This window comes from Lentzea sp. NPDC058436 (assembly GCF_042721515.1).
Taxonomy (GTDB): domain Bacteria; phylum Actinomycetota; class Actinomycetes; order Mycobacteriales; family Pseudonocardiaceae; genus Lentzea.
This window is the reverse complement of record NZ_JBHXLF010000005.1, coordinates 330,554-343,973: the sequence shown is the minus strand read 5'-3', so window position 1 is coordinate 343,973 and position 13,420 is coordinate 330,554. Positions and strand designations below refer to the sequence as shown.

Here is a 13,420-nt window from a genome sequence, read left to right as displayed (position 1 = left end):
GGGCGGCGGGTTCGCGGGTGATGGTGCAGTTCTCACAGTCGAGGAGGCTTCAGGTGTCCGACCGTCCACTTGTGCTGCTCCACGGTGGTGGACCGGGCGTTGACGCCGTCAGCAACTGGACGGCGGTCACGGCCCGCCTCCAGGCCGGGTTCCGCTGTCTCGCGCCCGACCTCCTCGGGTTCGGCACGCGGACCGCCGCCGGTCCGGGCCTGCGCGGTCCGCGGGCGTGGGCGGAGGCCCGCGCACGGCAGGTCCTCGACCTGCTCGACCGCGAAGGGCTGGAGAGGGTGGACCTCGTCGGCAACTCCGCCGCCGGTGGTGCCGCGGCGCTGGCCCTCCTGGCCGTCGCACCGAACAGGGTCGGCCGCGTGGTCGTCATGGGCGGTGCGGGCACCGGACCGCTGCCCGCGAGGGTGCCGTTCTACGACGAGCCGACGAAGGAGAGCATGCGCGCCGTCCTCGGCCGCCTGGTCGCCGACGAGACCGTCCACGGCGCACTGCTCGACGACCTCGCGGACCTCCGGCTGCGGCAGGCACTGCGTCCCGGTGCCGAGGAGGCCTTCCGGTCGATGTTCACCGCCGTGGACGAGCCCCCGGTCGACCTCACGACGATCACCACCCCGGTGCTCGCCCTGCACGGGGAGCGCGACCGGGTCTCACCGCCCGGGGTGTCCGAACGCCTCGTCGCCGCACTGCCGCACGGCCGCCTCGAAGTGGTGGCGGGAGCGGGACACTGGATCCACGTCGACCGGCCGGACGAGTTCTGCCGCCTGGTAGAGGAGTTCATCAGCTCATGACACAGCACAACAGCAGCGACGAACTGCTCGACGTCCTCGTCGTCGGAGCCGGCCCCACAGGGCTGACGCTCGCGATCGACCTCGCCGGGCGCGGCGTGCGGTGCCACGTCGTCGAAGCGTCGGAACAACGCGCGGAGAACCCGCGCTGCAACACGACCTCCGCCCGGTCGATGGAGATCTTCCGCCGGCTCGGGATCGCCGACGACATCCGGCGCGCGGGACTGCCGTCCTCCTACCCGACGTCGATCCAGTACCGCACGACGCTCGTCGGCGAGGAGATCTTCCGCATCGACCTGCCGTCGGCGCAGGAGGTGCTCTCCGGCGCCGGCATGATGGACTGGCCGACACCGGAACCGCAGCACCGCGTCTCGCAGCTGTACCTCGAACCTCTTCTCGAACGGCACGCGAGCGGCCTGCCCGAGGTGACCGTCGAGCGCGGCACCCGGCTGGTCGAGCTGCGGCAGCACGACGACCACGTCGAGGCCGTCGTGGAAACCGAAGGCGCGCAACGGGTTCTCCGCGCCGCGTACGTGGTGGGCTGCGATGGTGCGCACAGCGCCGTCCGCCGCCAGCTGGGCATCCGCTACGAGGGCGTCGAGGCGATCCAGAAGTTCGTGTCGACGTTCGTCCGCTCACCGGAGCTGGGCGCGATCGCCGCACGCGACCGTGCCTGGACCTACTGGACGCACGGCCGTCGGCAGGCCTCGATCATCGCCATCGACGGGGACGAGCTGTGGCTCAACCACGTCGCGTTCACCCCGGACTCCGACACCGACACCGAGGACCCCGAGCAGCTCCTGCGCGAGGCCGTCGGCGCCGACGTCGAGCACGAGGTGCTCGGGGTCGTCCGCTGGACCGGGCGCCAGCTCGTGGCCCAGCGCTACCGGGACGGCCGGGTGTTCCTGGCAGGGGACGCCGCCCACATCTGGATTCCCGTCGGCGGTTTCGGCATGAACGCGGGCATCCAGGACGCGGCGGCACTGGCCTGGATGCTCGCGGCCGTGCACCAGGGGTGGGCGCCGCCGGACCTGCTCGCGGCCTACGAGCTGGAGCGCAAGCCCGTGGGGGAGCAGTTCGCCGCGGCCGTGGGCGCGAAGGCCCGCAAGTCGCTCGCCGGCTTCTCACCCGACATCCACCTCCCCGGCGACGACGGCGTGCGCGCCCGCGCCGAGTTCGCCGAACGACTCGCCGTCACCGAACCGTCGCGCTACTCGCCGGACGGCTTCAGCTTCGGCTACCACTACGCGGACTCCCCGCTCGTGATCGGTGGCGAGCAGCAGGACGCCATCAGCATGGGCGGCTACTCCGACCGCGCCCAGCCGGGGTTCCGGTTGCCGCACACCTGGCTCGACGACGGCAGGTCGGTGCTCGACCTGCTCGGGCCCGGTTTCACCCTGCTGCGCACCGACAAGAGGGCCGACACGACACCGTGGGTCTGGGCGGCGGGGGAGACCGGCGTGCCGCTGGTCGTCGCCGACCTGCCCGACGACCTGCTCGCGGAGCACGCGGACCGGTATCCCGCGGCACTCCTGCTCGTGCGCCCTGACCAGCACGTCGCCTGGATGGGCGGCGCGGACGCCCTTCCCGACGAGCTCCTGCACACCGCGACCGGACGCGTCACCGCCCACCAGCACTGAGAACCACCAGGAGAACGCACATGCCTTACGCACTGGGCATCGACGTGGGCGGCACGTTCACCGATGCCGTCGCGTCCGACGGGGCCGGGCGGATCGTCTCGGCCAAGACCCCGACGACACCGCCGAACCGCGAGGTCGGTGTCATGAAGGCGATCGAGGACCTCGCCGCCGAGCTCGGCATCGGTGTCGGCGAGCTCCTCGCGCAGACCGACTACATCGCCCACGGCACGACGGCGTCGATCAACGCCCTCGTGCAGGGCGAGGTGGCCGACGTCGGTCTCATCGCCACCAAGGGGCACCGGGACGCGATCTACATCATGAACGCCGAGGGCCGCACGCTCGGCCGGTCGGCGCACGAGATCCAGGACACCCTGCGGCAGCGCAAGCCCGCGCCGCTGATCCCGAAGTACCGTGCGCTCGAAGTCACCGAGCGGATGGACTACACGGGCAACGTCCTGGTGCCGCTGGACGAGGACGAGGTCCGCCGCGTCGCACAGTCCCTTGTGGACCAAGGTGTGGAGGCCATCGCCGTCTGCCTGCTGTGGTCGTTCAAGAACCCCGCGCACGAACAGCGCGTCCGGCAGCTGATCCACGAGATCGCACCGGACCTGTACGTGACGCTGTCGTCGGAGGTGAGCCCGCGCATCCGCGAGTTCTCGCGCACCTCCACGACGATCATGAACGCCCAGGTGGGCCCGAAGCTGCGCACCTACCTGCTGCCGTTGCAGAAGCAGCTCGAAGAAGGCGGCCTCAGGGGACCGCTGCTGGTCATGCAGAGCGAGGGCGGCACGATCACCGCCGACCGCGCCCCCGAGCACGCCATCACCACGATCGGCTCCGTGCTGTCCGGCGGAGTGATCGGCGGCAAGCGACTGGCCGAACAACTGGGGCACCGCAACGTCATCACCACGGACGTCGGCGGCACGACGTTCCTCGCCGGGCTGATCGTCGACGGCGAACCCGTCATGGCGCCCGGTTCGATCGTGAACCAGTTCCCGATCAACGCGGCCACGATCCGCGTGCACACGATCGGTTCCGGCGGCGGCGCCCTCGCGTCGGTGGACGCGGGCGGCAACCTCCGCCTCGGCCCGCAGAGCGCCGAGGCCGTGCCGGGACCGGCCTGCTACGGCAACGGCGGCACGCGCCCCACCAACACCGACGCCAACCTGGTGCTGGGAATCCTCAGCGAACGCGGTCTGCTCGGCGGCCGCAAGCCGTTGCGGCTGGACCTGGCGCGCGAGGCGATCCGGGTGCACGTGGCGGAGCCGCTCGGCCTCACCGTCGAGCAGGCGGCCATCGCGATCCACGAGGTGCAGAACGCCCAGGCGGGCGACCTCCTGCGCCGCTCGGTCGTGCAGGCGGGGTACGACCCGCGTGACTTCGTCGCCTACGCGTTCGGCGGGGCGGGACCCGCCCACTGCGCCGGCTACTGCCAGGACCTCGGCGTGCGCGAGGTCGTCGTCCCGCTCGGCCCCGTGGCGTCCGCGTTCTCGGCCTACGGGCTCGCCGCCTCCGACGTCTCGCTGAGCGCGGAGCTGTCCGACCCCTCCGCGTTCCCGGTCGAGCACACCGTGCTGGAGTCCCACTACGCGCGGCTCGAAGCCGATCTGCAGCGAGCGCTGGACCGGCAGAAGGTCAAGTTCCACGACGTCGTGCTGGAGCGCGAGGTCGACCTGCGGTACTCGATGCAGGTCACCGAGCTGTCGACGGCCGTGCCGGACGAGACCTTCACCGAGAGCACCGGTGACGAGATCCTCGAACGCTTCGAGGAGCAGTACGAGCGCATCAACGGCAGCGGCTCCGGATTCCGCGAGGCCGGCGTGCAGGCCATCACCTACCGCATGCGCGCCAAGGCGGGCCTCGGTTTCCCCGTCGAGCTGCCGCGTGTTGCGCAGGGCGACGGCGAGGACCCCTCGCAGGCGCTGCTCGGCGAGCGGAGCGTCTGCCTCGACTCGCGGCTCGGCTTCGTGACCACCCCCGTCTACGACTACTCCGGGCTGCGCGCGGGCCACGTCCTGCAGGGCCCGGCGATCGTCGAGGTCCCCACCACGGTCGTCGTCGTCCCTGACGGCGTCACCGGCACCGTCGACCACCTCGGCAACCTCGTGCTGCGCTACCAGGGAGGACAGCCTTCATGACATCCAGGATCCCCGGCGCCGACGAGTTCACCAGCCGCCCGATGCCGAGGGAGGAGCTGCTCCGGCAGATCTCCCCTTCCCTGGCGCTGCACCAGATCGGCGACGACCACGACCAGGTCGACGCGCTGACCTACGAGGTCGTGCGGCACCGCCTGTGGGCGATCACCCAGGAGATGGGCGAGACGCTGCGGCGGATGTCGGGCTCGCACGTCGTCACCGAGTCCAACGACTTCAACTTCTCCATCTGCGACGAGCTCGGCGAGCAGGTCCAGGTCGGCACCTACAACATCGGCCTCATCGGCTCGATGGACCTGGCGATCACCTGGACGTTGCGCAACCGCAGCGACAACCCCGGCATCGCCGAGGGCGACATGTTCCTGTGCAACGACCCGTGGATCGGCGGTGGCCTGCACCAGAACGACGCCGCGATCCTCGCGCCGATCTTCCACGAAGGCAGGCTGTTCGGCTGGACCACCGCGATCGCCCACCAGGTCGACCTCGGCGGGCCGCGCCCCGGCTCGTTCAGCCCGTCGGCGCAGGACGTCTTCGGCGAGGCCGTTCCCACACCGCCGATGAAGGTCGTGCGCGAAGGCGTGCTGCAACGCGACATCGCCGACGCCTGGGTGCGCCGGTCGCGGCTGCCGCACCTCGTCGGACTCGACCTGCGCGCCAAGATCGCCGCCAACAAGAACGCCGGCGAGCAGATCCTGCGGCTCATCACCAAGTACGGCGCCGACACCGTCAAGGCGGTGATGCGCCGCATGATGAACGACGCCGAGCACCGGCTGAGGGCCAAGCTCGCGAACCTGCCGGACGGCACCTGGACCGCCGTCGGTTACCAGGAGCAGTCGGGCACCGGCGACCGCAACCTGCACGCCATCAAGGTCTCCATGACCAAGGAGGCCGACAGGCTCGTCTTCGACTTCCGCGGCACCACGGGCCAGACCGGCATCATCAACTGCCCGTACCCCGGCCTGCGGGCGGGGATCGTGTTCACGATGCTGCCGCTGCTGGCGGGCGACATCCCCTGGGCCGCAGGCGGTCTGATGCGCTGCTTCGAGATCATCACCGACGAGGACACCATCACCAACGCGTCGTTCCCCGCCGCCGTCGGCAAGGGCCCGTTCGGCCCGGCGTGGGGTGCGGGCAACCTGGTCGCCGAGGTGATCGCGAGGATGCTCGACGCGGAACCCGAGCACCGCGGCGACGTGCAGTCGATCTGCAACGGCACCACGGACCTCTGCGTCGTGTCCGGTGTGGATGTTCGCGGCGGGGCGAGCAAGCGCTTCGTGTCGCCCATCTTCGACGTCATGGCCGGCGGCTACGGCGCCCAGGTGAGCCACGACGGCGTCGACACCGGCGGCCGCCTCATCATCCCCTCCGCACGGGCACCCGACGTCGAGATGACCGAGTACCTCTACCCCCTCGTCGCGCTGTGGCGGCGGGAGCAGACGGACTCGGGCGGTCCCGGCAGGCAGCGCGGCGGCATGAGCGGGTCGGTCTGCTACGTCCAGCACCCGGACCAAAGTGGACGGATGTCGCTGGTCGTCTCCGGCAACGGCAAGGTGGCGAACCAGAACGTCGGCCTGGCGGGCGGCTACCCCGGCAACTCGCAGCTCGACCTCGTGGTGCGCGGCATCGACGGGCCGCAGCTCGCCGGCGTGGCGTCGATCCCCGCGGACCTCGACGAGCTCGGCGGACAGGTCGAGGTGCTGCCCGCGGAGGGTGAGTCGGACCTCGGTCCCGGCGACGCGCTCTACCTGCACTGGCAGGCGGGAGGCGGCTACGGCGACCCGTTGCTGCGCGAGGAGAACAGCGTCGGCGAGGACGTGCGGCAGGCCCGCGTGTCGGCCGAAGCCGCACGGGACGTCTACGGCGTCGTGCTCCTGGAGGACGGCGAGGTGAACGCGGACGCCACGGCGGCGGCCCGCCTGAAGCTCCGCCAGAGGCGTGCGACCGACGCTGGCGTGAAGGGCCTGCGCACCGAGGAGATCAGCGCCGCGGACCTGACCGAGGCCCGCCGGCTCGACGACAACCTCGCCGTCGTGGACTCCACGGTCGTGTGCGTGCACTGCGGCACGCGGATCGGGCCCGTGGCGGGAGGCGCGTTCGTCGACTCCCTCGCCCGCCGCGAGACGGCGCCGACCGAGGCGGGACCGCACATCTGGCACGACCCGTCGGAGTACGTCGACGCGGAGATCGTGTTCCGCCAGCTGCTCTGCCCCGGCTGCCTGACCGCGGTCAACTCCAGGGTCGTCCCGGTGGACCACCCGCTGCCGCACGACGACTACCGCGCCTGGAACTGAGACGCGTCACGGCTGTCCCTGGGCGTGGTGCAGCCTGAGCGGACTGGCCGGGGGAAGTGCCCCTTCCCCCGGCCCCGTCGTGGTCTCGAAGGCCTGCAGGAGATAGGCGACGAGCCTGCGCGACAGGACGTCAGCGTGCTCGGCGGGCGCGGCACGCAGGCCGTTGTTGGCCATCAGCAGCATGACGAGGTCGCTCGCGGCGAAGTCGGGCCGCAGCCGGCCGCACTCCTGCGCCCGGAGCACGAGCGTGTCGAACGCCGTCTCGGCCTGTTCGCGCCGCTCGTCGTGGTCGTTGGTGAACGTCGCGAGGAACGCCTCGGTGAAGCCGCGGTCCTCCCGTTGCTCGGCGCAGGCGAACTCGACCAGCCGCCGGAACCCGCGCCACGGGTCCGGATCGGAGACGGCCTCCTCCAGCACGGCCTCGCAGCGCTCGATCTGCTCCGCGAACACCTCGCTCACGAGCGACTCGCGGGTGGGGAAGCGGCGGAACAGCGTTGCCACGCCCACCCCGGCGCGCCGGGCGACCGCGCTCAGCGGGACGTTGATGCCGCGGGTGCGGAAGAGGTCGCGGGCCGCCTCGACGATCAGGCCCCGGTTGCGGGCCGCGTCCGCGCGCAGGCTGCTCGGTGATGTGGTCACCCGCTCAGTGAACCCCAACCGGAAATGCATTTCCAGTTGATGGGAGAAGCGGAAGTGAGTCGCTCCCGAGGGCGTTGATATCACTTGCGGGCAAGTGGACCTGGGTTTCCACTTGCGGCCCTACAGTCGAATTCGGAGGCGGCTGGAATGGTCGCTGAAATGTGGAGGAGAGAACTCTCGTGGCAGAGACCAGCACCGTTCCGGCTCCGGCGGACGTTCCGCTGTTCATGCGGAGGGAGGGATTCGCTCCGCCCGCCGAACTGCTGACGGACGACCGCGTCAGGCGGGTCCCGTGGCCCGCCGGTGGATCGGCGTGGCTGGTGACGCGCCAGGCCGACGTCAAGGCGGTCCTGTCCGACACGGCCCGGTTCAGCAACGTCCCGCTGGAGCACGGCTTCGCCGAGGGCGAGGAGAACGCGGGCAACCTGCTGCTCCTGGACCCGCCGGACCACCACCGCCTGCGCCGGATGCTCACCGGTCAGTTCACCCAGCGGCGGATGCGGCACCTCGCCCCGCTCGTGGAGCGCATCGTCGAGGAGCACCTCGACGCGATGGAGCGGTCGGGGCCGGTGGCCGACCTCGTCGCCGACTTCGCGCTGCCCGTGCCCTCCCTGGTGATCTGCGAGCTCCTCGGCGTGCCGTGGGAGGACCGCGGCGAGTTCAAGGAGCGCAGCGCCAGGATGCTGGACCTCAGGCTGTCCGACGGTGAACGCGCCCTGGCCCAGCGCGAGATCCACGCCTACCTGGCCGGCCTCGTGACCAGGATCCGCGAGGCGCCGGGCGACGACCTGTTCGGCATGCTCGTGCGCGACCACGGTGACGAGCTGTCGACCGCGGAGGCCGCAGGGCTCGGGGTGCTGCTCCTCGTCGCCGGGCACGAGACCACCGCGAACATGCTGGCGATGGGAACACTGGCCCTGCTCGGCCACCCCGAGCAGCTCGCCGCGGTCCGCGACGACCCCGAGGCCGTGGAACCCGCGGTCGAGGAACTGATGCGGTGGCTGTCGATCGTGCACAACGGCGTGCCGCGCGTCGCCACCACCGACGTGGACCTCGCCGGCGAGACGATCCGCGCCGGCGACCTCGTGCTCGTGGGCCTGCACACCGCGAACCACGACCCCGGCTTCATCTCCGACCCCGGCACGCTCGACATCTCCCGCGGCGAGGTCGGCCACCTCGGCTTCGGCCACGGCGTGCACCACTGCCTCGGCGCACCACTCGCGCGGCTCGAAATGCGCGTCGCCTTTCCCGCGCTCCTGCGCCGTTTCCCCGCCCTCGCCCTGGCGGTTCCGGAAGACCAGGTCCAGTTCCGCGCCCTGAGCGCCGTGTACGGCCTCGTCGCGCTTCCGGTGACCTGGTGATTCCTTTTTTCCGGAACCGGGAGAAAAGCCGATGAGAATTCTGATGTTCGGCCGCGGCACGATCGCGACGCTGTACGGGTGGGCGTTCGAGAGGGCGGGTCACCAGGTGGAGTTCTACGTCCGCCCGGGACGGGCGGCGCAGCTCCCGCCCGAGATCGACCTGCGGATCAGGGACGGCCGCGCCCGCGGTGCCGAGGTCGCCGAGCGGTGGCCGGTGACGATGCGCGAGGACCTGGACGGCACGTACGACCTGATCGTCCTGAGCGTCAACCACGACCAGCTGGACGGCGCGGTCGAGGTGTTGCGCGGCCACGTCGGCGACGCCACCGTGCTGATGTTCGGCAACGTGTGGGAGGACCCCGCGGCGGTCGTCTCCGCGCTACCCGCCGACCAGATCGTCTGGGGATTCCCCGGCGGCGGCGGAGGGTTCGTCGGATCCGCGCTGCACGGCGGCATGGTGAAGAACGTGTTCCTCGGGTTCTGCGACGACTCGAACCGCGGCGAGCGGTACCGGGCGGTGCACGGCCTGTTCGAACGCGCGGGCTTCTCGGTGTCGCAGAGCGAGGACTTCCGCGGCTGGCTGTGGCTCCACTTCATCATGGACGCCGGTCTGCTCGCCCAGGGCCTGGCGGTGGGCGGGCAGCCGGGCCTGGTCCGGTCGAGCCGTGCGGCACGGGACGCTGTCCTGCTCATGCGGGAGATGATCCCGCTGCTGAAGGCCAAGGGCGGGACACCGCGTCTGGGCGCCGCCGTCGTCTCGCGCGTCCCGGCGGGACTGCTCGGCTTCGTGCTGAGGAAGCTCCTCGGCGGCGACAACCTCTTCAGCTTCATCATGGAACAGACGGAACGCACGGGGCACATGACCCGTGAGGCGGCAGGGATCTACGCCAGGGACGTGCTGGCCGACGCGCGGCGGCTCGGTGTTCCGCTGCCCCGGCTGACGGCGCTGGAGCCGGTGTTCGCACTGGGGTGACGACGTCCACTGTGGACTGAGCGGCGCGGTGCCCGGACGACTCCCGCGCCGCTCCCGCCGTCAGCGACGTCCTGTCCTCGCGTGGTTGAGGCGGAACTACCAGGGGACCACCCCGTCCGCGCCGAGGAACCGCCCGGTCGGGCCGTCGGGTCCGGCGGTGGCGATCCGGACGATCGTCGCCGCGGCCACGGCCGGCGGCTGTCCGAAGCCGTTCATCATGTCCGTCCCGGTCAGGCCGGGATCCACGCAGTTGACCCGCAGGGCCGGGTACGCCTTCGCGTATTGCACCGTGAACATGTTCAGCGCCGCTTTGGACGCCCGGTACACGTCCTGCGGATAGGCCGTGAACTCGTCGGTGAAATCCGCCGACTTCGTCAGCGAACCAATGCTGCTGGTGACGTTCAGCACCGCTGCGGAAGAGGATTGGAGCAGCGCGGGCAGGAATGCGTTGGTCGTGCGGACGGCGCCGAACACGTTGGTGTCGAAGATGGCCGTCAGGTGCGAGGTCGTCACGTCCGGAAGCGGAACGTCCGGCTCCAGGACACCGGCGTTGTTGATCAGCACGTCCAGGGCTCCCACGGCGGTCGCCGCTGCTCGGACGGACTCGTCGGCGGTGACGTCGAGGTGGACGAACCGGCCGCCGGCCGTCGTGGCGGCCTGCCGGCCGCGGCTTTCGTCGCGGCAGCCCATCCAGACGGTGTGGCCTTCGGTGACGAGTGCCCGCGCGGTTTCGAAACCGATGCCGCGGGATGCTCCGGTGATCAGGATGATTGCCATCGTCGCATTGCTCCGGAAAGCGTGCCGGGCGATTCACGTCGCCTGGGTGCGGAAAGGGGGAGGTGGCGCGTCGTTCATGACGAAACGCGTCCGGCGCCTGCGTATTACGAATCGCGGCGCGCATGGCGATCGTACCCGTTCTGATCGTGTTCGCGGCGGACCAGAGGGTGGGCTCGTCCCGTGGGTGACCGGTCCGGGTGCCCGCGCTCACACCGCAAGCGGATGGGCTATCCGGATGTGCTACGTTGAAACGGATAGCACATCCGCTTTGGTGTCCGCAAAGGATCGTGAGCCTCATGTCCTCCGCCGCAACCATGACGCGCGAGAGCGTGGACGTCGCAGGGAAGACCCGGACCTTCACCGTCGTCGAGGCCGCCGGTCCCGGCGCCGCGCCACCGCTCCTGCTGGTCTTCCACGGATCGCGCCAGACCGGTGCCGTCCACCGCTCGTTCACCGGCTCGATGTTCGACGCCCTCGCGGAGTCGGGGCAGGCCGTGGTGGCCTATTTGGACGGTCATCGCGGCAACTGGAACGACGCCAGGAAGGAGAGCTACTTCCCCGCCCGCAAGGACGGGATCGACGACGTGGGGTTCGCCCGCGCGGTCGTCGACGCCCTGAGCGGTCAGCGGCGGATCGACAGGAGCAGGGTGTTCGCGGCCGGCTACTCCAACGGCGGCCAGATGGTCATCCGGCTGGTCCACGAGGCGCCGGACCTGCTCGCCGGCGCGGCCGTGATCGCCGCGACCATGCCCGTTCCGGACAACTTCATCGCGACGGACCCGAATCCCACGCCGCTGCCGGTCGTGGTCATCCACGGCACGAAGGATCCGATCGTCTCCTACGAGGGCGGAGGTTTCCCCTGGTGGCAGCGGAAGTTCTTCAAGGTCGGCGGACTCAGCCTGTCCGCGCCGCTCACCGCCGGGTACTTCGCCGAGCGCAACGGCATCACCGCGACCCCCACGACCACCCGGCTGCCCGGAACCGCCGCCGGTGATCCCACGGAGGTCGAGGTCGTCGAGTACCGCGAGGACGGACGGCCGCCCGTCGCGCTCTACACCGTCCACCGGGGCGGGCACACCATTCCCGGCCCGGCCTCCGTGCCCGGCGTCCTCGGCAAGACCAGCCATCACGTCAACACCGCGGAGCTGATCGGCGACTTCTTCGGTCTGCGCGACTGAATCGAGGTGACCAGGCGAGCGGAAGAGCTTGCGGGACAGGGGATCGCGCGATCGCGAGCCTGAGCCGGGATCAGTATAGTGAGCGTTACATACGACGCCTCTGCTGCCCGTCGGGCGCCGGCGTCGACGCCCCGGCATCCTGAGGAGACAAGTGAATCCGCACCACGACGCGCTGTTCATCGGCGGCGAATGGGTGGCGCCCCGGTCCACCGCGAGGATCACCGTCATCGGGTCGAGCACCGAGGAGGTCCTCGGCAGCGTTCCTGACGGCGACGAACGGGACATGGACGCCGCCGTGGACGCCGCCCGCGCCGCGTTCGACGACCCCACCGGGTGGGCGACCTGGGAACCCGGACGGCGTGCCGACGCGCTCTACCGCCTGGCCGAGGCGCTGGAGAAGCGCGCGGCGGAGATCACCCGCACGGTCAGCGCGCAGAACGGCATGACGATCTCGCTCGCCCAGGGGATCGAGGGCGCCCTGCCCGGTGTGCTGCTGCGCTACTACGCCGATCTGGTCCGCCAGGACTCCGGGGAGGAGCTGCGCCAGGCCATGACCGGTGGCTTCACCCGCATCCGCAAGGAACCCGTCGGCGTGGTGGCGGCGATCGTGCCCTGGAACGCCCCGCAGTTGTTGTCCGCGACCAAGTACGCCCCGGGCCTCGCCGCCGGGTGCACGTTCGTCCTCAAGCCCTCGCCGGAGACCGTGCTCGACGCGGTCCTGTTCGCCGAGGCCGTCGAGGAGGCGGACCTGCCTCCTGGCGTCGTCAACGTCGTGCCTGCCGGCCGCGAGGCCGGTGCCTACCTCGTGTCGCACCCCGGCGTCGACAAGGTCGCCTTCACCGGTTCCACCGCGGCGGGCAGGCAGATCGCCGCCGCCTGCGGCACGTTGCTGCGGCCCGTCACGCTGGAGCTCGGCGGCAAGTCGGCCGCGATCGTCCTCGACGACGCCGACCTGGACAAGGCCATCGGTGAGCCGTTCGTCAACGCGACGCTGCTGGCGAACGGCCAGGCGTGCTTCGCCAGCACGCGCGTGCTGGCCCCGCGCAGCCGTTACGACGAGGTCGTGGAGGCGGTGTCCACTGTGGTCGGTGGGCTGGCGGTCGGGGATCCGCTGGACCCGAACACCCAGGTCGGTCCGATGGCGAGCGCGCGGCAGCGTTCGAGGGTCGAGGGCTACATCGCCAAGGGCAGGGCCGACGGCGCGCGGCTGGTCGTCGGGGGATCCCGTCCCGCGGGGCTGGACAAGGGTTTCTACGTCGAGCCGACCGTGTTCGCCGACGTCGACAACGCCGACCTGATCGCCCGCGAGGAGATCTTCGGGCCGGTGCTGTCCGTCGTCGCCTACGACGACGTGGACGACGCGGTCCGGATCGCGAACGACTCCGAGTACGGCCTCGGCGGTTCCGTGTGGACGGACGACGAGGAGCGCGGACTTCAGGTGGCGCGCCGGATCCGCACCGGGACGATCGGGATCAACCACTACACGGTCGACCCGGCGTCGCCGTTCGGCGGCGTCAAGGCCAGCGGGATGGGCCGCGAGTTCGGCCCGGAGGCGCTGCTCAACTACCAGCAGCTGAAGTCGATCTACCTCTGACGCCCGTGCGGGCTCGGGTG

General features: G+C 70.9%; 10 protein-coding genes. 8 read left to right on the top strand and 2 right to left on the bottom strand.

What is annotated here, in order from left to right:
- Positions 1-53 precede the first annotated feature (53 nt).
- From ACFWN2_RS22825 to ACFWN2_RS22810, 4 genes are read left to right on the top strand one after another with little or no spacing between them, the layout of a single operon-like run.
- On the top strand, positions 54-797 hold the full coding sequence (locus tag ACFWN2_RS22825; protein WP_382430329.1) for an alpha/beta fold hydrolase: 744 nt from the start codon (positions 54-56) through the stop codon (positions 795-797).
- The gene (locus tag ACFWN2_RS22820; RefSeq protein WP_382430327.1) at positions 794-2,434 is read left to right on the top strand and encodes an FAD-dependent monooxygenase; all 1,641 of its coding nucleotides are present in this window, start codon (positions 794-796) and stop codon (positions 2,432-2,434) included. Before ACFWN2_RS22825 ends, ACFWN2_RS22820 begins: the two co-directional genes overlap by 4 nt.
- A 20-nt stretch (positions 2,435-2,454) precedes the next feature.
- Positions 2,455-4,572: a hydantoinase/oxoprolinase family protein gene (locus tag ACFWN2_RS22815; RefSeq protein WP_382430325.1), complete on the top strand. Its 2,118-nt coding sequence runs from the start codon at positions 2,455-2,457 to the stop codon at positions 4,570-4,572.
- Positions 4,569-6,878 carry a hydantoinase B/oxoprolinase family protein gene (locus ACFWN2_RS22810; protein WP_382430323.1) on the top strand — a complete coding sequence of 770 codons (2,310 nt, stop codon included), beginning with the start codon at positions 4,569-4,571 and terminating at the stop codon, positions 6,876-6,878. The genes ACFWN2_RS22815 and ACFWN2_RS22810 overlap by 4 nt, the downstream gene beginning before the upstream one ends.
- Before the next feature lie 6 nt (positions 6,879-6,884).
- Here the strand turns inward: ACFWN2_RS22810 and ACFWN2_RS22805 are convergent, their stop codons facing one another.
- Positions 6,885-7,517: a TetR/AcrR family transcriptional regulator gene (locus tag ACFWN2_RS22805; protein WP_382430321.1), complete on the bottom strand. Its 633-nt coding sequence runs from the start codon at positions 7,515-7,517 to the stop codon at positions 6,885-6,887.
- Positions 7,518-7,696: 179 nt separating this feature from the next.
- Between ACFWN2_RS22805 and ACFWN2_RS22800 the strand changes: the two genes are divergently transcribed.
- On the top strand, positions 7,697-8,878 hold the full coding sequence (locus ACFWN2_RS22800; protein WP_382430319.1) for a cytochrome P450: 1,182 nt from the start codon (positions 7,697-7,699) through the stop codon (positions 8,876-8,878).
- Between the two features lie 31 nt (positions 8,879-8,909).
- Positions 8,910-9,851 (top strand): ketopantoate reductase family protein, encoded by a 942-nt coding sequence (locus ACFWN2_RS22795; RefSeq protein WP_382430317.1) that lies wholly within the window; start codon positions 8,910-8,912, stop codon positions 9,849-9,851.
- A 96-nt stretch (positions 9,852-9,947) separates the two neighbouring features.
- On the opposite strand, the gene ACFWN2_RS22790 is transcribed toward ACFWN2_RS22795, so the two are convergent.
- Positions 9,948-10,628 (bottom strand): SDR family NAD(P)-dependent oxidoreductase, encoded by a 681-nt coding sequence (locus ACFWN2_RS22790; RefSeq protein WP_382430315.1) that lies wholly within the window; start codon positions 10,626-10,628, stop codon positions 9,948-9,950.
- A 296-nt stretch (positions 10,629-10,924) separates the two neighbouring features.
- On the opposite strand from ACFWN2_RS22790, the gene ACFWN2_RS22785 reads away from it, so the two are divergent.
- Complete coding sequence (locus ACFWN2_RS22785; protein ID WP_382430313.1) at positions 10,925-11,806, top strand: alpha/beta hydrolase family esterase; 882 nt, start codon at positions 10,925-10,927, stop codon at positions 11,804-11,806.
- A gap of 151 nt (positions 11,807-11,957) precedes the next feature.
- A complete protein-coding gene (locus tag ACFWN2_RS22780) occupies positions 11,958-13,400 on the top strand; it encodes an aldehyde dehydrogenase (protein ID WP_382430311.1) in 1,443 nt (480 codons plus the stop codon).
- Positions 13,401-13,420 lie beyond the last annotated feature (20 nt).